This is a genomic window from Limosilactobacillus agrestimuris (genome assembly GCF_943193105.1).
Lineage (GTDB): Bacteria > Bacillota > Bacilli > Lactobacillales > Lactobacillaceae > Limosilactobacillus > Limosilactobacillus agrestimuris.
The window spans coordinates 84,097-109,771 of record NZ_CALPCW010000002.1; the positions used below are offsets into that span (position 1 = coordinate 84,097).

19 protein-coding genes are annotated in these 25,675 nt (G+C 40.5%); 7 read left to right on the forward strand and 12 right to left on the reverse strand.

The window, feature by feature from the left end; genetic code table 11:
* Positions 1-79 precede the first annotated feature (79 nt).
* The 9 genes from NFR46_RS02095 to cls (NFR46_RS02135) all read right to left on the reverse strand — a co-directional run bounded on the left by NFR46_RS02095 (position 80) and on the right by cls (NFR46_RS02135) (position 17,333).
* A complete protein-coding gene (locus NFR46_RS02095; protein WP_251574296.1) occupies positions 80-1,417 on the reverse strand; it encodes a glutamate--cysteine ligase in 1,338 nt (445 codons plus the stop codon).
* A gap of 311 nt (positions 1,418-1,728) precedes the next feature.
* Entirely contained in the window at positions 1,729-2,391 is a 663-nt protein-coding gene (gene pgmB, locus NFR46_RS02100) for a beta-phosphoglucomutase (RefSeq protein WP_251574298.1), read from the reverse strand.
* A gap of 20 nt (positions 2,392-2,411) precedes the next feature.
* Positions 2,412-4,664, reverse strand: a complete 2,253-nt coding sequence (locus tag NFR46_RS02105; protein WP_251574299.1) for a glycoside hydrolase family 65 protein — start codon at positions 4,662-4,664, stop codon at positions 2,412-2,414.
* A 98-nt stretch (positions 4,665-4,762) separates the two neighbouring features.
* On the reverse strand, positions 4,763-6,109 hold the full coding sequence (locus NFR46_RS02110) for an SLC45 family MFS transporter (RefSeq protein WP_251574300.1): 1,347 nt from the start codon (positions 6,107-6,109) through the stop codon (positions 4,763-4,765).
* A gap of 180 nt (positions 6,110-6,289) precedes the next feature.
* Entirely contained in the window at positions 6,290-7,225 is a 936-nt protein-coding gene (locus NFR46_RS02115; RefSeq protein WP_251574301.1) for a LacI family DNA-binding transcriptional regulator, read from the reverse strand.
* Positions 7,225-11,082 carry a helicase-exonuclease AddAB subunit AddA gene (gene addA, locus NFR46_RS02120; protein ID WP_251574302.1) on the reverse strand — a complete coding sequence of 1,286 codons (3,858 nt, stop codon included), beginning with the start codon at positions 11,080-11,082 and terminating at the stop codon, positions 7,225-7,227. Before addA ends, NFR46_RS02115 begins: the two co-directional genes overlap by 1 nt.
* On the reverse strand, positions 11,082-14,870 hold the full coding sequence (locus NFR46_RS02125; protein ID WP_251574303.1) for a PD-(D/E)XK nuclease family protein: 3,789 nt from the start codon (positions 14,868-14,870) through the stop codon (positions 11,082-11,084). The genes addA and NFR46_RS02125 overlap by 1 nt, the downstream gene beginning before the upstream one ends.
* 175 nt (positions 14,871-15,045) lie before the next feature.
* Positions 15,046-15,813, reverse strand: coding sequence for a sulfite exporter TauE/SafE family protein (locus NFR46_RS02130; protein WP_251574304.1), 768 nt, complete (start codon positions 15,811-15,813; stop codon positions 15,046-15,048).
* 41 nt (positions 15,814-15,854) lie between these two features.
* The gene (gene cls, locus NFR46_RS02135; protein ID WP_251574306.1) at positions 15,855-17,333 is read right to left on the reverse strand and encodes a cardiolipin synthase; all 1,479 of its coding nucleotides are present in this window, start codon (positions 17,331-17,333) and stop codon (positions 15,855-15,857) included.
* Between the two features lie 124 nt (positions 17,334-17,457).
* On the opposite strand from cls (NFR46_RS02135), the gene NFR46_RS02140 reads away from it, so the two are divergent.
* Positions 17,458-18,036 (forward strand): GNAT family N-acetyltransferase, encoded by a 579-nt coding sequence (locus tag NFR46_RS02140; protein WP_251574308.1) that lies wholly within the window; start codon positions 17,458-17,460, stop codon positions 18,034-18,036.
* 41 nt (positions 18,037-18,077) lie between these two features.
* Entirely contained in the window at positions 18,078-18,359 is a 282-nt protein-coding gene (locus NFR46_RS02145; protein WP_251574310.1) for a hypothetical protein, read from the forward strand.
* 89 nt (positions 18,360-18,448) lie between these two features.
* Here NFR46_RS02145 and NFR46_RS02150 read toward each other — a convergent pair whose 3' ends face one another.
* From NFR46_RS02150 to NFR46_RS02160, 3 genes are all read right to left on the reverse strand, one after another.
* A complete protein-coding gene (locus NFR46_RS02150) occupies positions 18,449-18,799 on the reverse strand; it encodes a type II toxin-antitoxin system PemK/MazF family toxin (protein WP_251574311.1) in 351 nt (116 codons plus the stop codon).
* Between the two features lie 98 nt (positions 18,800-18,897).
* The gene (locus tag NFR46_RS02155) at positions 18,898-21,114 is read right to left on the reverse strand and encodes an ATP-dependent Clp protease ATP-binding subunit (protein ID WP_277612840.1); all 2,217 of its coding nucleotides are present in this window, start codon (positions 21,112-21,114) and stop codon (positions 18,898-18,900) included.
* Positions 21,115-21,220: 106 nt separating this feature from the next.
* Positions 21,221-21,442: a transcriptional regulator gene (locus tag NFR46_RS02160; protein WP_251574312.1), complete on the reverse strand. Its 222-nt coding sequence runs from the start codon at positions 21,440-21,442 to the stop codon at positions 21,221-21,223.
* A gap of 418 nt (positions 21,443-21,860) precedes the next feature.
* On the opposite strand from NFR46_RS02160, the gene NFR46_RS02165 reads away from it, so the two are divergent.
* The 5 genes from NFR46_RS02165 (at position 21,861) to NFR46_RS02185 (ending at position 25,591) form a co-directional block, all read left to right on the forward strand.
* Complete coding sequence (locus tag NFR46_RS02165; RefSeq protein WP_251574313.1) at positions 21,861-22,289, forward strand: OsmC family protein; 429 nt, start codon at positions 21,861-21,863, stop codon at positions 22,287-22,289.
* Positions 22,290-22,299: 10 nt separating this feature from the next.
* On the forward strand, positions 22,300-22,752 hold the full coding sequence (locus NFR46_RS02170; RefSeq protein WP_251574314.1) for an NUDIX hydrolase: 453 nt from the start codon (positions 22,300-22,302) through the stop codon (positions 22,750-22,752).
* Between the two features lie 125 nt (positions 22,753-22,877).
* Positions 22,878-24,368 carry a cardiolipin synthase gene (gene cls, locus NFR46_RS02175; protein ID WP_251574315.1) on the forward strand — a complete coding sequence of 497 codons (1,491 nt, stop codon included), beginning with the start codon at positions 22,878-22,880 and terminating at the stop codon, positions 24,366-24,368.
* A gap of 18 nt (positions 24,369-24,386) precedes the next feature.
* Complete coding sequence (locus tag NFR46_RS02180) at positions 24,387-24,725, forward strand: hypothetical protein (RefSeq protein WP_251574317.1); 339 nt, start codon at positions 24,387-24,389, stop codon at positions 24,723-24,725.
* Complete coding sequence (locus NFR46_RS02185; protein WP_251574319.1) at positions 24,725-25,591, forward strand: DUF4097 family beta strand repeat-containing protein; 867 nt, start codon at positions 24,725-24,727, stop codon at positions 25,589-25,591. Before NFR46_RS02180 ends, NFR46_RS02185 begins: the two co-directional genes overlap by 1 nt.
* Positions 25,592-25,675: the final 84 nt, after the last annotated feature.

The window sequence follows — 25,675 nt, forward strand, 5'->3', positions numbered from 1 at the left end:
ATGAGCTCCAAAGATCGGTAATACCGAACTTTGGAGCTCTATTTATGCTTATAAAGTAACTTTTGCTATCAACTCTAAACTAACTCAGAGCTTTTCGTAACTCATCAGCTGTGTAGATCTTTTTATCTTCAAAGCCTTTAAACGGGTTAATTGATTCCTGAGCAGCTGCTTGGTAACGTTTAGCTCTCCGAAGTGCATATTCCGTTAGTGAGTCACCTTTTACATAGTTTAGTAACTTTGCGCTTGGCGTCGTTAGAGGATTTTCGACCCGGTCTTCTAAATCTTCCAGTACTTCAGCATATTCTGGTCCTAATTGGATCTGGTTTGCGTAACGTTCGAGACTCTTAATAAGGGCCCGTGCGGTTGCTTGATAAGTACATGGTTGTCGCGGATCCTCCTCGGCAACTACTTCGTTCATTCGGTCAGCATTTTTCAAAATATCATTAACATCATCATCGTTTAATCCTGGATGCATAATAAAGTAGCTAGCAAGTAACCGGATAAAGCGTAGTGTCCCGGTACGAATTCCTACTGAACTACTTGGGTCCAGATCCAACATTCGCAGTTCAAGGTATTCAATTCCATTTTTGGGGAGATCCTTCAAGTTCCGGTTACCTTTAAACCGGACAGAACCATGGAATTCATAATCTGACGTCAAAATACCATCCTTAACGCCCTTTTCAATTCGTGAAATATAGCGGTCAAGATTTGTAAAATCACCCGTAAATTTCGTCCCAAACCCATACTTGCTTTGCCGAATACTGCGTAACGGATGAGCTGGTCCCTTTCCATTTTCAAAATAATTCTCTTCCGCAATTGGACTTGCACCAAACAAGTAGGTAATAAACCACCGATACCGAACAAATCCTTGTGCTAGTACTGTATAGAGATAATTTCGAACTTCTCGTTCATCCCGAAACTTTTTTGGAAAATTTTTCTGGACTAGCGTGATAATATGTCGATCAATACTTAAATTAATATGGGCGCCACATGGGGTACCTTGTGAATAGCCATGCCGCTTTGCCCATTCTTTTAAATATGCTTCTTTCTCAGGGCCCATCTTAGCAAGACGTAATTTTCTCTTATCCTTAGGTAAACGTGGTGGCATTGATAACGGCCATAACAATTCTCCCGGAGCCAGAGCTGAACGTAATGCATTATTAATAACATACAGATAATGCATCGCATCAAGAGCGTGCTGTGCAGATGGCGTTACCGTTTCAGACATTGTTTCCAAGAAATCATTAGTAATCCACGGATTTGTCTTCTCATCCCCGATAGCAGCTGGATACGGTTCTTGACTAATATTGCCATTTTCATCTACCCGTTGCATTTCAATTTCAAGTCCCATTGTAAAATCCTGAGTTTTTGCAACAGCTTCATTATCAAAAATTAGTTGGCCAATTTGACTAAACATCGCTATCCCATCCTTAGAAATTTCTCATTATTTTTTAATAATATACCGGTTTAAGAAACTGATGGCAATATTTAATCCATAATACTAAAGATTATTAAGTTCATTGATGAACTATTTTGCCTTAAATCTTGAACAACCAATTTAAAATTAACCATTAGCTAAAAGGACGTTAAGCTTCATTCCAAAGCTTAACGTCCTTTGCATAATGATATTCACTTTTTAACAAGAACAGAGCCGGTAATCTCCATTCTTTTTTCAACTATTAACCAAACTAATAAATTACGTTATTCATTTGATAAAGAGTTAGAAATTTAGTTCATTTGTGCCTTAATAGCTGCTAGTGAAACATCAGCAGTATTAGCGAACTTAACGTCGGCGTCCTTTAATTCTGCGCCGAAGCCAATGGAAAGTTCGCCCGCCCGATTAATTGATTCGATTCCTGCTTGGGCATCTTCTAGTCCAGCAACTTGGCCAGCAGGAAGGTTCATCAACTTGGCTGCTTCACTGTAGATTTCTGGATCTGGCTTACCATGAGTCAATTTAGCGGGATCCACAATTCCTTCAAAGTAGTCAGTAATTTGTAAGTACTTTAATACCTTTGGAGCATTCTTGGAAGCTGAGGCTAAAACAATGTGGTAATTATTTGCCTTCAATTCATCCAAGAAGTCCTTCATTCCCGGAAGAATATCAACAGGCGTTAAAGTTTCAACCAATTTAATGTAGTTATCGTTCTTTTCGGTTGCCAATGCTTCCTTTTCTTCTTGGGTATAGTCATTTTCGTGGCCACCAGTCTTAAGGATTAATTCTAATGAATCCATCCGGCTAACACCCTTCAAACTATCAGCAAGTTCAGGAGTCCACTTGGTGCCAACTTTATCAGCAAGTTGGTGCCAAGCTTGACCATGAAAACGAGCCGTATCAGCAATCACACCATCAAGGTCAAAAGCAAAACCTTTCAAATCTTCAAACTTCATTCTTGAAATTCCTCCAGTAATTACTTTAATTCAAGTTTCTTACCGTCAAGATCAATGGTGATTGGGTCACCTGATACTAAATCAATCTTAGTACCGTGCTTATCAACCTTAACCTTCAAGATCCGACCACGGAACATTTGACGGAATTGGTATGAGTTCCACTTCTTAGGAAGGAATGGTGCATAGTGTAATTGGTTATCACGAACCCGCATTCCAGCAAATCCTTGAACAATATCAAGCCATGAACCAGTCATTGAAGTGATGTGGAGCCCATCAGAAGTATCATTGTTGTAGTTATCAAGGTCAAGCCGTGCTGAACGTTCGTATAACTCAACAGCCTTGTCTTCGTAACCAATATCAGCAGCGATAATTGAGTAAACAGAAGCGGAAAGACTTGATTCGTGAACAGTGTATTGTTCATAGAAGTCAAAGTTGTTCTTCTTTTGTTCTTTAGTAAAGTCATCGATGAAGTCCCAGAGCCCTTGGATAACGTCCCCTTGCTTTACGTATGGAGAACGTAAAATCCGGTCCCATGACCAGTGTTGGTTAAGTGGTAATTGGTCACTTGGAATTTCAGAAACTGGTGTTAAGTCCTTGTCCATGAAGCCATCATTTTCTGGGAAGATATCACGTTCCTTATCGTATGGAAGGTACATGTTATCAACGATTCCCTTCCAACGACGCTTTTCGTCTTCAGAAACGTTAAGCTTCTTGGCAACCTTGTCGTCAACTTCATCCAAGACTTCAAGAGTGTACTTAAGAGTCCAACGGCAAAGTAAGTTAGTGTACCAGTCGTTGTTAACGTTGTTGTCATATTCATCAGGACCAGTTACGGCATGAAGCATGTACTTGTTCTTGTTTTGTGAATAGTGAACACGATCTGCCCAGAAACGGGAAATTTCAGTTAAGACTTCTGCACCTTCATTAAGAACGTATGATTTGTCGCCAGTGTACTTAGTGTAAAGGTAAATAGCATAGGCAATGTCACCGTTACGGTGAATTTCTTCGAAGGTAATTTCCCATTCGTTGTGGCATTCAATCCCGTTAAAGGTAACCATTGGGAACAATGCACCATCAAGGCCTTGTTGCTTAGCGTTAACAAAGGCACCATCTAATTGCTTGTAACGGTACATTAACAAGTTACGGGCAACTTCTGGATTAGCAACCCCAAGGTAAACCGGAATACAGTAAGCTTCAGTATCCCAATAAGTAGCACCACCGTACTTTTCACCAGTGAATCCTTTTGGACTAATGTTAAGCCGGTAATCCTTACCGTAGTAAGTAGAGAAGAGTTGGAAGAGGTTGAAACGAATACCTTGTTGAGCACCGTCATCACCATCAATTTCAACATCTGACTTAACCCAACGATCTGCCCATTCTTGGATATGTGGTTCAAGAAGGTCGTCGAAGCTTTGAGCATCAAGTTTTTCAGTTAATTCATCAAGGTGCTTTTCAATTGCTTCTTGAGAATCGAAATCACGTGAAGTTACGATGACACTCCGCTTTTCAAAGTTAACTTCCTTACCAGCTGCAACAGTTCCAGCAAAGGTGTTGTAGGCATCCTTTTCGTCAGTACCGTCACCAACGTGGTCAAGGTTAGTCTTAGTAGTGGTCTTCATACCAACAGTAAATTGTGGTGTACCGAAATCATTCTTCTTGGTCATTGAAGTCAATTCGGCATGTTCACCATTAGCAGACTTGCCAAGAACATTCCAGAATTGTTCATCATAGTTGGCATCTTCATTGTAAACATCGGCATCGATCATACTAGTAATTTCAACCTTAGCATCACCAGTACCACGGTTCTTAATATGGAGACGTTGACCAACTAATTCCTTTTGGGTTGCACTTACGAACCGTTCGAAGTTGAAGTACATTTCAGTACCACCAATTTCAACAGTAAATTCACGTTCGAGGACACCGCGCTTCATATCAAGATCAAGCTTGAAGTCCTTTGGTGTTTGCTTGGCGAGGTCTAGTTGTTCACCGTTAACTTTGATAATTAACTTCATGAAGTTAACCGCGTTGATCATTTTACCAAAGTACTTTGGATAACCGTTCTTCCACCAACCAACACGAGTCTTGTCTGGGAACCAAACACCACCAAGGTATACACCTTGCATATGATCGCCTGAGTATCCTTCTTCAAAGAAGCCACGCATACCCAGATTTTCGTTAGCTAAACTAGTCATTGATTCTTGAAGACGCTTATCTTCAGGATCCCACTTATGAGTGGCAACATGCCATGGAGCAATTTCAAATGTTTGTTTCATAATTTCAATTCCTTCCTTCTTTATACAATAGGGCTGCAGCTAATACTCGTCACAGTCCTATTCTAGTTTAATTTACTTTATTATTCAGCTTATCCGCCTTATTCAGCGTAAGTTTCCTTAATCGTACCAACTGAAAGGGCACCAAGAGCTAACACAATTCCTCCAAGGATAAACATGTTAACTTGTGAGTGACCAAAGAGTGGGAACAATGCGAAACTAAGCAATGAGGCAACAATCTGTGGCAAACAAATTGAACCATTGAAGAGCCCAAGGTAGGTCCCCATGTGCTTACCAGACAATGCGTTAGTAACAATGGTTAATGGGTAAGTGTTCATACCAGCCCATGCGATTCCGACAAGAATGTATGAAATAATCAATGTCCATTGATCATGAATAAAGAAGACAGAGATAAATCCAAATGCACCAAGAAGTAAACTACCAGCGTAGCCGAACTTGTGGTACTTGTTAGGAACCTTGGCCAAAACGTATGACCAAATAACAGCGGCAATTGATTGGACAGCAGCTAAAACACCGTACCAGTTACCAGCAGCTTGGTAACCAGCGGAAGTAGCATTAGTAGTATCCCAAACGTTCTTAGCAATCGCACCAGCTGAGTATGTCCAGAGGTATTGGAATGCAAACCAGCAGAAGAATTGAACAAGTGTTACCGTCCAGAATGCCTTAGGAGCAGTCTTAAGTAAGGTGAACCAGTTTCCACCTTCCTTGTTATCTTCTTCAGTAATACCGTGGTACTTAGCATAAGTTGCTGGGTCATATTCATGAACCCGGAAAACAGTAAAGAGACTAGTAACAATCAATAAGGCAGCACCAACATAGAAGGCAACTTTAACAGAATCAGGAACAACACCCTTAGGAGCAATGTTCTTAACACCAAACCAAGTGAAGAGGAATGGGAAAATAGCGGCCAAAACGGCACCGGTGTTTGACAAGAAACTTTGAATACCGTATGCATAACTCTTTTGGTCATCGTTAACCATGTCCCCAACCATCATCTTGAATGGTTGCATGGCAACGTTGGATGACAAATCAAGGAAGGCAACAGTAATTGCACCAAACCACAAAGCGGCTAGTGACCCATAACCAAATCCAAAACTACCAGAGTTTGGCAATAGCAACATAACAATAACAGCGACAATCATCCCTAAAAGAAGGTATGGAAGACGCCGACCACCGAGCTTTGGTGCCCAAGTACGGTCTGAATAGTAACCGACAATTGGTTGAACAACCAATCCCATCAATGGTGGCAAAATAAAGAACCATCCCAAATTATTTGGATCCGCACCAATAGTTTGGAAAATCCGACTCATTTGTGAACTTTGTAAGGTGAAGGCAGTCTGTACACCCAAGAAACCGAAGTTGATCATCCAAATCGTGCTTCTGGAGAGTGTTGGCAAGCCTGCGCCCGCTGGCTTTTCTTGACTCATTTATTACACCCCTAAATATCTTAAAGTAATATTTTTCATGAAAGCGCTTCATGTTTTTACAAGTAATAATATAACAGATTCTGAAGATTTGCGCAACCGTTTGCACAAAATTTTGAAAGGGTTTTCCTTTATAACAAACAAAAAAGCCGAAATACCAATGATTTCAGCTTCTTCTATTTATTAATTAATTTTAAATGCAATATAACTGTGCTGCTTTTTAGGGTTAAAAAGTAGTCTGACCGCTTCACGACCCAGTTCACGAGGTTGGAGGTCAATCCGACCATCACTATTTGTTAACATCCCCATCAACCGACTGTTGTTAAAGCAAAATACTGGAAGTGACCGTCTTTGGAGTTCATTAGAAAATCGTACAAATAATAAATCATCCGAAAACAGTAAGCCATCAGTCTCGGAATATTCCTCAAGAAAGTTATCTAAGGAATCTGCATTAGTTTCTAACTGCCAGACAATTCCTTTTAATCCTTGCTCCTGCATACATTCTTCATAGCCCTTACTTCGTTCCCGCTCAAACATCCAGGGATTAGTGGATTCAAGAAAGGCAGGATGAGAGAGTTGATGAGTTTTAAGCAATTGCTCGGTCGCAATCTTTCCCGCTGCAACATTGTCATTATCCACAAAGCGATCGGGATGATGATCAGTTGGATGACCAATGATTACAAAATTAAGGTCATTCTTTCGCAAGTAGGCTGTTATCGGATCATTTTTCATGGCATAAAAGACTAGGAAGTTATGGACCTTAGACTGATCAACCATTGAACGAACCTCTTCAAGTAGCTCTTCTTGAGTTGGTGCTATCGCTACTACCATCTCGTAGTGTAACGGTTGAAGAGCTGAACTAACTCCCCGCATCAGATCAATATGAAACGGGTTAGCCGGTGCAGTATCCTCCGTTACAGGAAAGATTAACCCAACCATATTTGATACACCACGGGTAAGATTCCGTGCCGTGTAATTAGGTTGGTATCCCGCTGCAACAGCAATTTTTTTGATCTTTTCCCGAGTTTCCTTACTAATCCGTGGGTTATCATTCAACGCCCGCGATGCTGTCGAAACGGATACTCCCGCCTGCTTTGCAATGTCTTTAATTGTTACCATTAGGGCCGTCCCTCGATTTTAAATGAAATAAACTTCCCTAATTCTACCAGGTAAAGCCCCATCTGGACAACTGGAACCGGCTTCATAATATTTAAAGCTTGCCGATATAGCTCTAGTTGTCCACGATAACGACTAGTAATCTTAGTCAATTCAAATTCACGATATTGCGGATCAACATGATCGGTCTTGTAATCAATCAGGATTATCCCCTCAGGTGTTTCTAAATAACCGTCAATAATCCCGTGAATTAGAATTCGTTCGTCATCTTTTGCCTGAACTTCTTTAAAGAGTTCGTGACCATTCATTATCATCGCAAATGGTTCCTCACGATGGTAATTTTGACCATTTAACAATACTTGTTGGCCAGGATCTGTCTGAAAGAAAGTTGCAATTCCTTCTTCATTTATTCGAGTGGCAACAGCAGGATTAATCAGGTGCTCTTTCACTAACTGTTGAATCTCTTTATGAACTCGTTCAACCGTTAGTGGCTCACCATCCAGCGGTAACTTTTGGAATACTAAGTGAGTAGCTGTCCCAATCTCTGTTGCGGCCGGTGACTGATCATCTTGCTGGATAAATTGAGGAGTCGTGAAGTCGTTCTTTAAGTAAAGACCACGATTTTTTACTTTCTGCTGTTGTTCATAGTCCCATTGACCCATTTCGCGGTTATCAGGATCCTCGAAAACTCGTTTAACATCCGTAACTGATTGATAGGCCGTTGTCTTTGTTGCTACCTCGTACGGGTAACGGAAAGCAAGAACTTGGTTGATATCATCTACCGACAAGGACTTGATTGATTGGGGATCCTCAGCAGGCAAATCAACTGACTTAGTAATAGCCTCTAGTTCTCGCTCAACGTCAGCAGCAGTATAAGTTCGTGCAATAAATGATGGTGAGGCGGACATCCCAGCAAAGCCTTTTCCCGTATCAAGGGGACTTGGCTCAAGGACTACTCCCTTATCTTCTATGGATTTACCCGGAATACTTAATCGTGAAGCAGCAAACTGTTTTGGATACCGCGCAAGTGCTAATCCAATCCAATCAATAAAGGACTTAGCGGCGATCCGTAATTGAGCTCCAATCAACTGTTGATCACTTTGGAAGGCTCTTTGCCAACCATTCCATGCTTCAACTAATTTTTGCCCCTTACGGCTCTCATTAAATGACGCCGTAACAATTAATCGTTGTTCGGCCCGGGTTAACGCAACATAGAGGACCCGTAAATCTTCTGCTCGCTCACCTTGCTGGATATTATTCAAAATCACCTGTCGCTGTGGTGTATCGTAAACAAACCGCTGCTTATCCATCATCTTAATTCCAATCCCAGAATTTGGATCCACAACTGCATTTTCACGAACTGCCGCATTATTAAAGTGATGATTCGTATTAATTAGAAAGACAACCGAAAACTGAAGGCCCTTACTCCCATGGATCGTCATCACATTAACTGCATCGGCATCTAACTGTGTCGGGGCCACCCCGAGATCCTGATCATGCTCCTGCATTTTTTCAATAAAACGGGTGAACTGGTAAAGGCCCTTAAAGCTACTCTGCTCATAAGTATGTGCCCGTTCGTATAGGGCATGGAGGTTAGCCTGTCGCTGTTGACCACCCGGCATCGCGCCAACATAATCCAAGTAACCCGTCTCATGGTAAATTCGCCAAATCAAATCAACAAGAGTCTGTTGCTGGGCTACCTGGCGAAATTCGGTCAGTTGTTCAATGAACCTTGTAAGTTTGTGCTGAAGGCGGGTCAATTGTTCCGCATTCAACGCTGATGAATGTTGAAGACGATGATTTTCAAAATTATTTTGACACACCATCAATGCTGTATAGAAATCTGCCCGGCGATCTTGAAGGCGGATAAACGCTAATTCCTTGTTACTGAGGCCAACGATTGGTGAACGGAGAACCGCTACTAGAGGAATATCTTGTTTTGGATTGTCAATTACCTTCAATAACGACATCATTACACGAACTTCAGTTGCTTGGAAATAACTCTCTACATCATGAACGGTCAGTGGGACTTCTAATTCATTGAATTGTTCCATCAAGGTATTATTAATGTTCTTCGTTCGTTCCAGGAGGACAATATCTCTATATTGAACAGGACGCATTTGTTTTGATTGCTTATCGTAAATTAATTCTTGGTTCGTTACCATTTGTTTAATCCGCATGGCAACCATCCGCAATTCACCAGTTAACTTGTCGTCCTCTTGGGGCATCGACGGATCAACATTGGCGTCATAAAGTAGTACTTCAGCAGGTTTAACCTCATTATCCGGATTTTCATCATAATAGGTTGCCGCATACTTTAAATGCGCGTCCTGATCATAATCAATTTCCCCAACTTGGTGATCCATTAACTGCTCAAACAAGAGATTTGTGAAACTAGTGACATTTTTCATTGAGCGGAAGTTTTCAGCAAGAACTATTGATTCACCACCCTTTTCCTGACGATAATTCTTATATTTGCTCAAAAAGAGGGTTGGGTCGGCTTCACGAAAACGGTAAATCGACTGTTTTACATCCCCCACCATAAAGAGGTTTTGCCGTTCGGGACTGGTTAACTGCATCAATATCTTTTCCTGAAGCGGGTTCGTATCCTGATATTCATCAATCATGATTTCTTGATAATGTTCTCGTAACTCCTTAACTAGTGTTACCCAATCATGTTGATCAGCAGGTGGGGTTAAGATCTGGTAGGCATAATGTTCCAAGTCACTAAATTCAAGGACATGACGATTTAGCTTAGCCTGTTGATATGCCTTTGAAAACTTAATTGTAACTGCAGATAATTCATTGATGATCTTGGCTGATTGATCAGTAATTTTCCGTAAGCGCGGTTCATCATATTCAAAATAATCTGCTGTTAGGGACTTCAAACGGTCTTTTAAGCCATTTCGGGTTTTAATTAATGATTGATATGTTTGGTATTCTGGATCTTTTTTCTTTGCTCCCCCACTCATCCGGGCATATTTAATTTCTTGAAAGGCGGCTCGAATGTCTCCCCACTTTTCTTGATCTAAACTAGCGATCAAGTTCCTAATCTTTTCCTGATCACCCTTAATAATTTCTGCCGGTTTGTCATAACCAAGATCAGCCATCCGGATTGCTAACTCACCATAATCATTTACTAATTGTTCTAGATTTTCCTTAACAACTGGCTTTAATTGTTCTTGATAAAATTCGGTGTTTGTAATGTGATCATTTCCCAGGAAATAATTACTAGCTAGTTCTTGTAACCATTTTTCTGGTTCTGGTTGAGCGTTTGCTGTTTCATATAACTTGAGTACAAGTTCATCTAATCCCTGCGCATCACGGTCACCAGAAAAGTTAGTAACTAGTTCACTAAAGTTTGCCTTTAGTTCAGTTTCATGGTCAAGTGACGTACTATAAAGTTTTTCGCTAACTTGTTGCCAAACTTCCTCCTGGAGAAGAAGCCGCTCAGTATCATCCGTTAATAACCTAAATTGCGGATCAAGATGAATTAAATAATAGTAGCGTTTAATCAGTTTCAAACAGAATGCATGGATCGTACTGATATCTGCAGTTGCTAAACGATTAATTTCATTCGCCATTTGACGCTGTTGTCGCTGCTCTTCCGCGTTATGTACGGGTTGATGAATGGCTTCCTGAAGGGCTTCACGAATCTTATCTCGCATACTCTTCGCTGCGGCATCCGTGAAGGTTACCATTAACATCCGATCAATATGAACTCCCTCTTTGATTAATTTAATGGCTCGCTGAACCAAGACTGCAGTTTTTCCTGACCCAGCGGAAGCTGAAACAAGGATATTTTCTCCACGGTCATTAATCGCTTGGCGTTGACTTGGTGTTGGATTAAAATCTGCCATTAATTCTTACTACCTCCTTCTTTATTTGCATTATCAAATTCCTCTTTAGCCTTTTTTGGATCAAGTTGGCGGTAACGTTGCTGATCAAGCATGTTATCAAATTGGTAGATATCCTTAAAGTCACTATAATCTAATCCTGTTGAACGTTTGCTTCCCTCAATTAACCTGTAAGGGTTCAGCTTAACTTGTCCTTCAAGGATCTTGTTTCCAGCTTCAATAATTAACTGTTTATTCCAGTTCTGAAGCCATTGCAGCTGATCGGGAGTTACTAATAATGCATCCTTCTTAGCGGAAATGCTACTCTTTTTAGTAACCTTCAACGGGTATAAGACCGACTGGTTATCTTGGAGTTTCTGGTCAAGCGAATCCAGAACTGCTGGCTCATTTAAGAGAATTCCCTTATATTCATGAGAACTTAACTGAAGTTCTTCCAAATCTTTATGCTGATTTCGTTTCCAGTCAAACTTTGGATTACTCAAGTGTAAGTACAATGCACCAGCAAGTTGCGCAGTTGGTTCACCCAGTTCTTGAAGGTTGCTTTGAAGACCATTTAGGTAGGTCAATAACTGGAGCGATATTCCGTAATAAGCTGAAGTAAGGTCAAATGTTCGGTTACTCGACTTATAGTCAACCACAGTGAGAAAGTCGCTTGGATTTGACAGATCCATTAGTTGATCCTTAGGTAGGCGATCAATCCGGTCAATCCGGCCACGAAGATAGATGCGGTTCCCAGAAGCTAATGGATAATCGAGAGCTTTAAGGTTTGCCTGGTTTAAGGCTCCAATTCGCCCAAATTGTGCTTCGGTCTTAAATGGCTGAGCCTTAGTATACTGTGATTGTTGACACATTGTTTCAAGCATTGTCGTAACGATCGTTCTTAGTTGGCGATACTGAAATTCTGCCTGGGCTGATAACTCTGCTAAGCGAATCAAATCAGGTTGATTTTTCTCAGCTTCTTGTAGTGCTTCGTTAATAAATCCCTTTAATTTTTCTGGGTCAGCTGCTAGTTCTTTCAAATCAGCTTGTTGTTGGTGAGTACTATTAATAAAAGTTTCCATTGCCTTATGGAAGAACGTCCCGATTCGATCAGGGGACATCTCAAGCCGATCCCGTTTTTTTAGACGAAGGCCGTATTTTAGGAAGTACTCGTACTGGTTAACATAGAAGTTTTGTAATTGTGAAATTGAAGCATACAGAGCTTGCTGTTTACCCTTATCTGGAGTTACATGAAGATATAACGCCTGGGCCAAGGTTGCTCCAATATTGTCAACAACATTATGGTAATTAAACCCTTGAGCCACTAACTCAAGACGTTGCTGTAGCTTTTCTCCTAATGCTCGTTCAGCTAAGTCTGAGCTTGCTTGCCACTGTCTGGACAATAAAATCAGATCACGTTCAACTCTTCTCCAAGATGCTGGCAATTTAGCAGGGGCCTTACGCACTCTTTGTTCGTCACGAGCTTGACGTCCAACACGGACTAACTGACTTAAACTAGCCTCTGGACTACTAATAAACTGTTGGGGATTCGCCAAACCAGCTTTACTAGTTACTAATGGTGAATTAACAATTGGCTGTTGGAGATAAGCTGCTAAATCACGCATATACGGCGAAATAGTTAACTCCTTATCGTCATTTGTTGCCTGGGGTGCCGTAAAAATTAGTTTTTGCTTAGCAGAAAGCATCCCTAAATAGTGGATAAAAGGCTCATTATTCAATTCAGTTACCGTATCAGCTGGTAAGTATTGGTAATCAGCATCAAGATACGGAGCCAAAATTTGCTTATCCTGATCCGTCAATAAGCCTTCATTCTCTCGAACTTCGGGCATTACGTCATCAGTTGATCCGAGCATGAAGACAACTTTTTTATTTTGACTTTGAACAATTCCAGTTTCAGAGATAACAACTTGATCCAAGGTTGCTGGGATCTGAGAATACTGAGCCGCTGAAAAGCCAGCCTGGATAATCTCGTTAAATTTTTCGAGATAATTATCAATATTATCTTCATTCAGCCGATCTTCTCCAAGAATTTCAACATATTCCTGTAATATCTGGCAGAACTTTTCCCAAACCTGTTGGGGCTGGCGGGCAAGATCAAGGTCCCGGGTACTCTGGTATTGCTGCCATTGATAAAGCCGTTCTGTAACCCCATTTTGCTGTAAGAAGTTAAAAAGCAGTGTTGCTAATTCTCGCCCTGAAGTAGCCTTTTTTAACTGATCTAAGAATGGAACAAGCGTCTTAGCGACATAGTTACGAACAATAATTAATTGTTGGTTTAACTTAGCCACTCGTGATGAAGGCTCTCCCGCGTCTGACGACTCACTATCCTTAGCATTCCAAAGTTCTGATGCTCTTTTCTCACTTATCCAGGCTTGCTTTCCTCTGATCGCTTGTTTCAAGCACCAATTTTCAGTAACAAAAACCGCCTCTTGAAAGTCCCGAATTGACATTAAATCACCCGTTGTTGTACGGGGAACCAGCAGCCAAGTTTTCAGCAGCTGCATTATATCTGCTAGTTGGTACCCTCGCTGATCAATATTAAAGAGGGTACTCAACAGGATTACTAACGGATGTTGATCCATTTTCCGTTCATGATCATCGAAAACCGGCACTTGGTTCTTAGCAAAAATTGGGGTAATCATATTCTGGTACCCATCAAGGTGTCGCGTTAAGATTAAGAAATCACGATAACGGTACTTCCCGCTTGCAACTAGTTGTCGAATTTTTGTGGCAACTCGTTCTAATTCTTCACGGCGGTTAGCCATTGTATAAAATTGCACTGTAGAAGGATCAGCCAATTGTGTCTTCTCTACCGCTGCAATTGGTCCTTCTGCATAGCGTTTAAAATAACGATCAACCTTCTGGAGATCGCTATTTACGCGTGGTTGATTAGCAAACCAGACATTTGGTTGTAACTTAACCCGTTGTGGATTTGCTTGAGCTAGTTTCCAAAGACGGCGATACACCATTGCAGATGAATAAAACAAGTCATTTTCACCAGGAATTTTACTTGGATTCGGGTGATTTTGGTCAGGATATCCTCGATCAAGTACTAACGAAATCATGGTTGCCGCTCCATTTTCTACTAGAGCATCAACTATTCGTTGCTCACTTGCTGTAAACTGTGCAAAACGATCAACAAAGAAATGCATGTGACTAACTTCATCACTGCTTTGCAAATATTGGACAAGTTGCAAATATAACTCATTATTTCCCAGGAAATTCTTTCGCAGTTGCTCTTCGTAAGCATGATAAATTGTTTCAACATCACGCATCTTCGTTAACCACACACGGTTTGCTCCTGCAGATTGATCTTGTTCAATCCGGTCTAAAATCGTTGAAAAATCATCCGCAGAAATATTCGCACTCTTTAACTCTTCTAGTTGATCGGTTAACTTTTGAATAAAGCCGGGACGTTTAATTTCACTTGCATAAAGGTGTAAGTCACCTGCATGGTCTTGGGCAACCTGCGATGTCAGCATTGTCATCCCAATTTTAGAAATTCGCGGTGTTTGAAATGATGGCGTGTCCCGTAAAAGGAACCAAGCTAACCGGCTAAATGACAAAACCTGAAGTCTCTCAGACGCAAATCGTTGATCATCACCAAAACCAGCCCGTTTCCGTAATCCTGCTAAAACATTTATTTCCGTTTCAAACTTAATATGGTTAGGAACTAGGTAGAAGAAACGATCTTCTGCAACTGCATTTTTCATTTGATCAGCTAGCTGGTCAACCATTACTTGTTCATGATCCATTGTTCGCGTACCTAAAACAAAGCCTAAAGTTCCCACGGTGTTCCATCCTTTTCACGTAAATTTTGTTTTAATTTTACCATAATAAATCGAACAAATGTTTAGTTTACACTAAATTTATAACAAGTACATAAAAAGGCTTCAAAGTATTGAAAACCAACTTTGAAGCTTTTTAAGTACTATGAAATTTTGGCATAAATATACCGTAACATAGCTAAGATCTGCTCGCCCTAAAGAATATAATTGCTTGGATGAGTGCAAGAAAGGCGATTACCCAGCGCATTAACTTGGCAGGAATGTAACGCAAAATAATTGGGCCTAAGTAACCACCGATAAACATTCCGATTGCCATTGGAAATGCATCCCACCAATAAATTTTTGATGTAAATGAGTAAATAATTAGGGCAACCAGGTTCGTGAAACCACAGACCGCATTTTTGATCGCATTCGCTACTAAAAAGCCTTCATCTGTTAAGTACGTTAATAAAACTAGGATCACAATCCCACTTGCCGCACCAAAATATCCGGCATATCCACCAACAATTACCAGGAAGAATATATACATTTCCTTTAACCACTGTGGTTTTTGGTGGGTTAAGTCTGGTTGGTGTTTTCCCGAAATAAGAATCATTGCCCCAGCAATCAAGATAAAGAAAGGAACAACCTTTTCAAAAACTTTACCAGGAAAAGCGAGTAGCAGAATGCATCCCATCACAGAACCAATTACAGTAAAAAAACCGTAAGTCCATACTTGTCGCCAGTGCCCATGGAGCTCCCGACCAGACGCGAATACTGAACCAAGGCTATTCCAAATCAAAGCCGCATCATTCGTAACGTTAGCATAAACCGGTGCTACCCCAACGCTTAGAAGTAATGGATAGGACGCTAAAGAAGCAAATGAAGCTGCAGAAGAGAGGATCCCCGCAACCACTCCACCAAGTAATAAGTAAATTAACGTTCCAACTGACGGGATACTTGCCATTTTTCTCTCCTTACCTAACGAGAATTACTCATTTTTTATTCTTACAAAATCGGTGATAGTAACCGGGAAAAAGTTTGTTTAAACCGTAGCCACCGTGGCTGGTTAGCAAACATCTCTGGCGTAATCACCCGTGAATTACGAATATCATTTATAAAGATCCGCTCCAGCTTATCTGTCATATCACGATCATAAATAAAGCAGTTAATTTCGAAGTTTAGCTTAAAGCTCCGAAAATCAAGGTTAGCAGAACCTACGCTTGCCATCCGACCATCGATCATAATCGTCTTGGAGTGTAAGAATCCTTCTTCATAAAAGTAGATCGTAATATCGTGATTCGCTAGCACCCGTGCATAATACTGGGTAGCCCGATAAACAAACGGGTGATCTGGTTTACAAGGAAGCATGATCCGTACATCTACACCCGAATGAGCTGCCACTTGCAGAGCATCAATTACACTATCATCTGGAATTAAATATGGAGTTTGAATCCAAATATGATCAGTTGCGGCATTAATTAACCGTAAATACCCCAATTTGATATTCTCTTGAGGTGATTCGGGACCACTAGAAACAATCTGTAGCGAAGTTTCATTTTCGAGTTGACTCTTATCAAGCTTAATTTCGGGGAAGAAGCGGCTAAAGTGTTCAATTCGATTATCCTTATGCTTAACAGAAGCGTTCCAGTCACGAATAAACCGTTGTTGGAGACTGTAAACTCCGCCACCAATAACACGTAAGTGCGTATCACGCCAAGGACCAAATTTCTTCACTCGGCCAAGGTATTGGTCACCGACATTAAAGCCCCCAACATAGCCAATTTCGCCGTCAATCACAACAATTTTTCGGTGATCACGATAGTTCATCCGGAAATCAATAAAGTTACTGTGGGTCATCAAGAATGGTGTTGCATAGCCACCCCGTTTCCGAAGACCATTGTAGAAATCTGCACGAACTCCCATTGAACCCCATGAATCATAAAGGACCCGGATTTCGACACCCTCTGCTGCCTTTTGTTCTAGCAGAGTTCGCAATTCGTTACCAATTTGATCGTTATAAATAGTATAGAATTCAATATTGATACTCTTTTGTGCAGCTTCAATATCATTGAAAAGCTGCCGGAATAACTTATCGCCCTTAGTATAAATTTTCACATTATTATGGCGTGTCAAGAATGCGTTATCCAAGCTTTGGAAAAGCATCACTGTCCGCCGATACATTTGAACAGTAGAGTGCTTTGGCTTAGGCATATTTTGAAATTGAAGTTTTTGTCGTTCAACTGCTTGCTTAAGCTTCAGCTGTGTTTGGGACTTAATTCGTTCCAAGCGCCGTTGTGGAAGTTTTCGGCCAAGGAACGCATAGAAAATAAATCCCACAACAGGAAGCAAAAGGAGCACAAGGAGCCACGCCCAAGTTGCCGCAATATCACGTTTCTCCCTGAACACAGTAAATAGTGCCGCGATTTCATTGATAGCAATAATCCCTAATAATACCCATTTAATAATGCTCCACGTTAGTATCATCACGACACCCCCTTATTTTTTTAAATTCTAACTCAATAATTCCAGATAACCAACGGCAGTCTCTAAAAAAATTTATCTGTTTTATAATTTAGAAGTAACAATTTCTAAGAAATGAGACAAAAATATGACAACGACTTATCTTCGTCGAGCAAAACTAGCAGATCTATATAAAATGATGGAAATCATTGAAGAAGCACGAGCATTATTAAAGCAAGACGGCAGTCCCCAATGGCAAGACGGACATCCCGACCGCAAAGCCATCGCCACGGATATTTCCCAGGAAATAAGCTGGGTCCTAATTGTCGGTGACCAAATTGCCGGAATTGCCGCCCTTCAGCTTACGCATGATCCGACATATAAAGACATCCATAATGGCCAATGGAAACAACCGAATGAACCCTACGCAACAATTCACCGGGTTGCAATCTCAAGTAAGTACCGTGGTCATGGCCTTTCCAAGCTCCTCTTTAGTAACCTTATTACCGTTGGCCAACTACAAAAACGATCTAATTTTCGTTTCGATACTCATGAAAAGAACCAACGAATGCAAAAAATAGCACAAAATTTTGGCTTTATTCGTCGTGGTGAAATTAACGTTGTCGATAAAAACGATCCCAAGCGAATTGCCTTCGAATTAAACCTTCATCGTAATTATAAAATTCATAAAGTCACTAACAACTTTATGAAAGGACTGCTAAAATAGATAGCGTGAGATAAATTTATTTATTTTATAGGAGGGGTTTTATGCAGTACGCAAAAAACAATCTTGGTCATTTAGTTCGCAAACATAATGAACTAATTAATAAGATTCAAAAGATTCATCCAGAAATTGAACAACTCAGTAATCGAATCGGTTTGAAACCAGATGATGATTTTTGGAAAATGTACTTAAATCAACAATGGTTACCAACAAGTACAGCAATTCAAAGCCGACTCTTTCGACTTCAAAAAGAATTCTTTGACCTCGGCGAAAAAGCTGGTTTGATTGAAATTAAAATTAAACAACTTAAAGAAAATGCTGCCTAGTTTGTTTAAAATATGGGCCCCAAGACTCGGTTTCCCAAGCTTTGGGGTCCATTTGCGTACTATATCGGCTATTCCAACGTTAACTTTAATCACAATGCAAGGCTAATTCGTAATCCTCGATCAACTCTCTTCATCACTGAAGGACTAAGGTGATCAATCCGGTCCATTAACCGTTGCTTATCAAGCGTCCGCACCTGCTCTAATAAAACAACAGAGTTTCGCGGGATCCCGGTCACTTTTGTAGTTAATGAAACATGAGTCGGCATTAATTTCTTCTCTGAATGAGTTGTAATTGGTGCCACAATTACGGTTGTACTGAAGTGGTTTCCCACATCATTTTGGATAATTAAGACTGGCCGTTGACCACCCTGCTCCGAACCCACGACAGGCGACAAATCAGCATAAAAGATGTCACCTCGTTTTACTTCTTTTTCCTTCATTCGCTTGTATCCCTTCAGATCAAATGGTACATCATTATAGTTAATATAGAAAAAAGGAGGATGGAAAACAAGTTTCCATCCTCCTTAGAGTCTACTGATTACTTATCTTCTTTTTTGTCATCAGTTTCCTTCTTGTCGTCGTCAGCCTTTTCTTCCTTCTTTTCATCGGCTGACTTGTATTGGTCGCTGTCATCTTTAGCAGCGTCCTTAGCGTCGACAATTACCAACTTACCATCCTTCATTTCAGCAACTAAGTGCTTTGCATCAAGGTGGTCAAGGTAGTAGTCAGTAACCTTGTCACGAATTTCACGTTCAATTACCCGACGAAGTGGACGAGCGCCCATTGCTTCATCGTAACCTTCATCAATCAGGTATTGCTTTGCAGTTGGGGTAACCTTAACATCCATGCCCTTCTTAGCTAATGTCTTATTAACTTCAGCTAACATTAAGTCAACGATCTTCTTCAAATCTTCCTTACTCAAACTGTGGAATTCAACAATGGCGTTGAACCGGTTCAAGAATTCTGGACGGAAGTAATTAGTTAACTTCTTGATCAAGTCTTCTTCATCATTGTCATTACCTAACTTAACTGGAGCATCGTTAGAGTAACCAGCGTTAGATGTAGCAATAATGATTGTGTTCTTGAAGTCAATAGTGTTACCTTGACCATCAGTTAAGCGACCATCATCAAGAACCTGGAGCAAGAGGGTAATAACTTGTGGGTTAGCCTTTTCAATTTCATCAAGCAAGATAATGGAGTATGGGTGACGACGAACCTTTTCTGTCAAGGTATTACCGTTATCATTGTAGCCAACATATCCTGCAGTAGCACCGATTAGCTTAGAAACAGCTGTCCGGTCTGAGTATTCTGACATATCCAAACGAATAATGTCATTCTTGCTACCAAACATATCAAGGGCTAATTGCTTTGCAAGTTCAGTCTTACCAACACCAGTAGGGCCGACGAAAAGGAAGCTGCCAATTGGTGAGTCCCCTTCATCGAATCCAGCACGGTTACGACGAATAGCACGAGCAACGGCTTCAACAGCCTTGTCTTGGCCAATAACCTTGCCTTCAAGACGCTTGTCCATATCCTTCAACCGCTCAACATCACTAGCACCAATCTTAGAAACTGGAATACCAGTCATTTGTTCTACGGCATTAGCAACATCTTCTGGAGTTGCAGTGACCTTGTCGCTTTCGGAGCCTTCCTTCAATTGCTTTTCAAGATCAGCAATCTTTTCCTTAGCGGCTTGAGCAGCCTTGTAGTCTTCCTTCTTAGCTGCTTCCTTTTGCTTCTTCTTTTCGTCTTCGATGTCCTTTTCGATTTGCTTTGCATCGTGTGCTGGGTGCTTAGCTGCCAAGTGAGCAGCGGTCATATCTACCAAGTCAATAGCCTTATCAGGCAATGCCCGTTGTGGCATGTATTGAACTGAGTAGTCAACTGCGGCTTGGAGAACATCATCTGGTAACTTAACGTTGTGATGACGTTCGTACAAGTCACGGATACCCTTAAGAATTGCAACAGTATCGGCCTTGCTTGGAGCGTTAACTGTTACTGGGTTGAACCGCCGTGCCAAAGCAGCATCCTTCATAATAGTATTCCGGTATTCGTCTTGGGTAGTAGCACCGATAACGGTAATTTCTCCCCGTGACAATGCTGGCTTCATGATATCGGACATTCCCTTAGAACCATCTGCATCACCAGCAGAACCAGCACCAATAATTTGATGAATTTCATCGAAGAAGAGGATAATGTTTCCAGCCTTCTTAACTTCATCAATTAACTTTTGCATGTTTTCTTCGAAACTACCACGGTATTGAGTACCAGCTTCAAGGCTAGAAACATCAATACTAATAATTTCCTTATCCTTGATTGCTGCTGGAACATCGCCAGAAACAATTGCTTGTGCAAGGCCTTCAACAACAGCAGTCTTACCAACACCAGCATCACCAACTAGTACTGGGTTGTTCTTTGTCCGCCGACTCAAAATTTCAGCGGTTTCTTGGATTTCCTTATTCCGGCCAATAACTGGATCAAGTTCGTGACGACGAGCTTCTTCAGTCAAGTTCCGTCCTAACTTGTATAAGATACTTTGCTTACCTTCGTTAGGTTGTGGACCTGGTTGTTGTGGAGCAGCGCCACCTGGTAACTTACCTGTTTGCCGATATTGAGCAAATTCTTCAGGAGTGACTTCTCTACCATTGATGAGGTAGCGGCGGTTGTCAGAATTGAAACCATTCATTCCACCCATCAATTGATTAAAAATGTCGTTCATGTCTCCGTCAAATGGGTTCATTGGATTTTGTGCCATAAGTACATTCCTCCCTTAATTTTCTTCAATCAAATTAATAAAAAATTTATTGTTATGTTTATTATAGGTGCTTTACTAGCTTGAAGCTAATATAACGCATCATGCTTTAGTTTAAATAATGTTCTTCTAATTCTTTCAGGACCTCCCACATACGTTTATGCTGTGCCTGAGCTAAAGCATCTAAATCCCTTAAATTCAGCGGAGTTGCACTCGACTGTGGTTTATTAAAGGATTTGTGTAAAGTGGTGTAACCGTATCCGGAACGCTTGGATACTTGATAAATCGTTAAATTATGGACTTCCAGGTATCGCTTAATATCAATCCGCATATTCTTCACTTCCTTTACACTAATAATTATATCACATCTGTGGTATAACACAAGTGTGAAGTATCAAAAAATTCAAAAAAATTTTAAATGCTTATTGACTTTAATTAAAAATGAATTAGAATATTAGTAATCTCTTAATCAATTGAGGAATGAATAATTTAGTATCCTTGTAATCCCTTTTCTTTTGTGTGCTAACATTCCATTCCCGGATATCCCCCAAGTATCTGGGAATTACTACTTTACTCATTCCAATTCAGTAAAAGGACACTGACAACTTTTGTCACTGTCCTTTTATTTTTATGAAAATTTAATAAGAAATCTCTAGGCATTTTTATTGCGTCCCTTTATCTCTTCGGGCATACTTAGGGTAGTTGAATGAAAAGTCATATTTATGTATTTATAAGGAGGAGAAGCAATTATGAGTACATACAAAGTAAAGGCCACGAAGACTACTACTGGAATGCAGGTTTCTGCAGGGACACGAGGATTTGAAATTACCTTTGACGAGCCCGGAAGCACTAATACAGGGATGAATCCTGTTGAAATCCTCTTAACATCATTTGGCGCCTGCCAAGCAATTACTGCTACCGAATTAGCCCGGAAGCGGAATTTCGATCTCCAAGCTTTCTGGGTTAACATTTCTGGTGATCTTGGTCGGGAAAACGTGGGTAACGATGACAAACGGTATAAGTTTACTGAAATTCGTTACACACCACATTTGCGCAGCGATGAATCTGAAGAAGATATTAAAAAGTTCCTTGCTGATGTTGCTCGCAAGTGCCCGGTAGAAAATACCTTGGCTTACGGGACAAAGTTTGTTGAGGATGGCTTTGTTGTGGAAGACTAGGAGAAGATAAATGTCTTACATTAAAAGAGTTCGTGATAAGGTTGGCCATGAGTCGCTAATCATGACCAGTGCCTCAGGAGCACTATTAAACTCTAATCAGCAGGTACTTCTGCAAGCACGGGCCGACACTGGTGACTGGGGATTTCCTGGTGGTTACATGGAATATGGCGAATCTTTTGCTGATACTATAAAGCGAGAATTTAAGGAAGATGCTGGTTTTGAGATTACTCCAGTTAAGTTACTTAAAATTCAAGATCAGAATTTCTATACCTATCCAAATGGAGATAAGGTTCAGCCAGTCAATGCCTTCTACCTCGTTAAATTAGCCAACCAGGAACACTTTGCTACTAAACCTGACGAAACAGTTAAGGTCCAGTACTTTGATCTCAATCAGGAACCGCCAAAGTTCTTTAATGAGCAACATGCAGAAATGTGGCAACTAATTAAAGCGTATATTAAGTAAAAAAAATCGTCTTGATATTTCGTCAAGGCGATTTTTTTAGTTATATCCCCCCACGAATCATCCTCTCACCAAACTACAACTATGCTAGAATTGATATATTACTAGTCGTGACAAGGAGAGAGAATATGATTTGGACATGGGATGTCATTCGGCGCATCATCGAGGTACTTTGGCTAATTAATATTGGTTTCGCTATTTGGACAGTTTTTAGGAGCAGACGGGATATTGCAGCAACCTGGGCTTGGTTACTCGTTCTTTCAGTATTTCCGGTTCTTGGTTTTATCCTTTACATGTTTGTTGGGCGGCAATTATCACAAGATGATATCTTCACTATCCAAGAAGAACAAGCAAAGTATCGCGATACCTTCATGAAAAAGCAACATGAATTGCTAGAAAAGCATGAACTGCTTCCCAAGAGCAACCAAAAGCCCCGGGCACGAATGCTCGCTAACTTGAATCTTAACAATGACGACGCTCCCTTAACCTTTAATAATCACGTTGAGGTCTTTACCGATGGGCACGCTAAGTTTGAACAACTGGTTGACGACATTGATCATGCTCAAAAAATAATCGATGTTGAATACTATACTTTTTATGCTGATCACCTTGGAAACCGAATCCTCGATGCACTAGTCCGTGCGGCAAAACGCGGGGTTAAGGTTCGCGTGCTGTATGATGCAAGTGGCTCTCATGGAACAAAACCGTCCTTTTTTGAACCATTAGAAAAATTAGGGGGAGAAGCCCAGGTATTCATCTCTAGTTCAGATAAATGGTATACCTCACCACGGTTAAACTACCACCTTCACCGAAAGTTAGTAATTATCGATCATAATATTGGTTACATTGGTGGTTTTAACATCGGAGATCAATATCTTGGGGATAGTCCCAAGTTTGGTTACTGGCGAGATACTCACTTACGAGTTGTTGGTCAGGCTTCAGTAATGATGGAAGTTCGTTTTGCAATGGATTGGAACACTACTTGCCGAAAGACTCACCAACCTCAAATCTCAATCGAGAATGAACTGAAAAACTTCACTATTCAGTACCCTAAGTTAGATGATCCTGAAGAAGTGCCAATGCAAATCGTTTCTTCAGGCCCTGATAACCAAGACTTTGCAATTCGTCGGGGTTACGAAGGAATTATTGCAACTGCAAGAAAATACGTTTATATTCAATCCCCTTACCTCATCCCCGAAGATTCAATCCTTGAAGCACTGATTATCGCAGCAAAGAGTGGGGTGGATGTCCGAATCATGGTTCCTTGCATGCCTGATCACCCCTTTGTTTACCGGATGACCGAATATTACGCTAAATACCTCGTCCAAAATGGGGTTAAGGTTTACCGCTACGATAATGGCTTTATCCATGCTAAAACAATGGTTAGTGGCTCAAATATCGCGTCTGTTGGTTCAGCTAATCAAGACTACCGAAGCTACAAACTTAACTTTGAAGTCAACGCCTTTACCTATAGTTCCGAACTTTCAAGTAAGCTCAAGAAGATCTTTGAAGACGATCTAATAAACTGTACCCCAATGACAGAGGAATACTTTGCCAAGCAATCACGGTGGCTAAAGTTCAAGCAACAATTCTCCCACCTCTTAGCACCGATCTTCTAAATTACGGGAGGAAGAAAAATGACTGGAGAAAATGCTAAACGAATTAAAGATGTTTTAATTGGAATTCTTGTTATTATCGGAGTTCTCGCTGTCCTTCCAGCACTCCTCACCCTAATTATGACGGTCTTTTCTGGACTTATTACTGGCTTTTCATTTGCTTATATTGCAATCGTTGAAATGATGAAATACTGGTCAGTTAACATCTGGACAAGTTTCTTTTACCTTGGATTACTAATCGCTGAAATTGGTCTTTTAATCATCATCATCCCTCTTATTATTTGGGCTGTTAAATGGCTAATTAAAGCAGTAACGTGGGTAATTAGCGTGATTAAGCAACGCTTGGGAGGTAAGCAATAATGAAACGAGCAATTAAATGGGGAAGCATCATTTTCGTTTGTGGATTAATTATTTCTGGAATTGCTTACCTAGGGCATAAGCAACCATTTGATCCAATGACGCCAATTGAAGAATCCCAAGCCAATAAAGATGTTATTACCCGCAAACAATTCTCAAAGCTCGATGTTACTGCTAGTTCAGCTGATGTAGTAATTAAGCAAGGACAATACTATACCGTTTCCTATTACGGTAAAAAGACCCATGCTGTTCGTGCTCGGGTTAAGAACGGGGTTCTCAAAGTTACTCAAACATCCGTTACACATTCAAAGTTTAGTAATTTTCATATTGGGAATAACTCTGATGATGAGCGATTTATAATTACTGTTCCTAAAGGGAGCACGATTTCTAAGATTAAGGGACACGTTAATAATGATCTAGTCATTAACCGTGTTCCAATAAAAAAGGTCACCCTTGATAGTAATATCGGTGATATTAGTGTCCTTAATAGTGAATTTGACAGTGGAAAAATCGCAACAGCTAGTGGTGACATTTCTATTCGGCGTTCCTCACTTCTCAATACTAAATTGATGGCACAGAGTGGTGATATTGATTTAACTCAAACATCCCTTACCAAGGGAAATGCCACCCTTTCTTCTGGTGATTTTAGCGGTCACCGGTTAACAATTACCGGTCATTACACCGTTACTAATCAAAGTGGTGATAATACAATTATTAAATCAAAAATTGATGGCGCCAAACTCACAACCACGAGCGGTACTAACAAACTAAAACGGCGAGTTAGTGATGGTGGGTCCCTTGAACAAAAACTTGATTCACCAAATATTGTTTTTCTAAGAAGTGTTAGTGGAGATAATACGATTAAATAACCAGGCTACTTAAATTCGAAAAGGACCAGTGAAAAAGTTTTTCACTGGTCCTTTTCATTAGGAGTTGTTTAAGTTTTTAGATTG

Coding starts and splice junctions, on each gene's coding strand:
- NFR46_RS02115 (WP_251574301.1), bottom strand. CDS start 7,225: ATGGTAACAATTAAAGACATTGCAAAGCAGGCGGGAGTATCCGTTTCG.
- NFR46_RS02105 (WP_251574299.1), bottom strand. CDS start 4,664: ATGAAACAAACATTTGAAATTGCTCCATGGCATGTTGCCACTCATAAG.
- cls (WP_251574306.1), bottom strand. CDS start 17,333: ATGATACTAACGTGGAGCATTATTAAATGGGTATTATTAGGGATTATT.
- NFR46_RS02095 (WP_251574296.1), bottom strand. CDS start 1,417: ATGTTTAGTCAAATTGGCCAACTAATTTTTGATAATGAAGCTGTTGCA.
- NFR46_RS02150 (WP_251574311.1), bottom strand. CDS start 18,799: ATGAAGGAAAAAGAAGTAAAACGAGGTGACATCTTTTATGCTGATTTG.
- cls (WP_251574315.1), top strand. CDS start 22,878: ATGATTTGGACATGGGATGTCATTCGGCGCATCATCGAGGTACTTTGG.
- addA (WP_251574302.1), bottom strand. CDS start 11,082: ATGGCAGATTTTAATCCAACACCAAGTCAACGCCAAGCGATTAATGAC.
- NFR46_RS02170 (WP_251574314.1), top strand. CDS start 22,300: ATGTCTTACATTAAAAGAGTTCGTGATAAGGTTGGCCATGAGTCGCTA.
- NFR46_RS02110 (WP_251574300.1), bottom strand. CDS start 6,109: ATGAGTCAAGAAAAGCCAGCGGGCGCAGGCTTGCCAACACTCTCCAGA.
- NFR46_RS02140 (WP_251574308.1), top strand. CDS start 17,458: ATGACAACGACTTATCTTCGTCGAGCAAAACTAGCAGATCTATATAAA.
- pgmB (WP_251574298.1), bottom strand. CDS start 2,391: ATGAAGTTTGAAGATTTGAAAGGTTTTGCTTTTGACCTTGATGGTGTG.
- NFR46_RS02130 (WP_251574304.1), bottom strand. CDS start 15,813: ATGGCAAGTATCCCGTCAGTTGGAACGTTAATTTACTTATTACTTGGT.
- NFR46_RS02185 (WP_251574319.1), top strand. CDS start 24,725: ATGAAACGAGCAATTAAATGGGGAAGCATCATTTTCGTTTGTGGATTA.
- NFR46_RS02165 (WP_251574313.1), top strand. CDS start 21,861: ATGAGTACATACAAAGTAAAGGCCACGAAGACTACTACTGGAATGCAG.
- NFR46_RS02145 (WP_251574310.1), top strand. CDS start 18,078: ATGCAGTACGCAAAAAACAATCTTGGTCATTTAGTTCGCAAACATAAT.
- NFR46_RS02180 (WP_251574317.1), top strand. CDS start 24,387: ATGACTGGAGAAAATGCTAAACGAATTAAAGATGTTTTAATTGGAATT.
- NFR46_RS02155 (WP_277612840.1), bottom strand. CDS start 21,114: ATGGCACAAAATCCAATGAACCCATTTGACGGAGACATGAACGACATT.
- NFR46_RS02160 (WP_251574312.1), bottom strand. CDS start 21,442: ATGCGGATTGATATTAAGCGATACCTGGAAGTCCATAATTTAACGATT.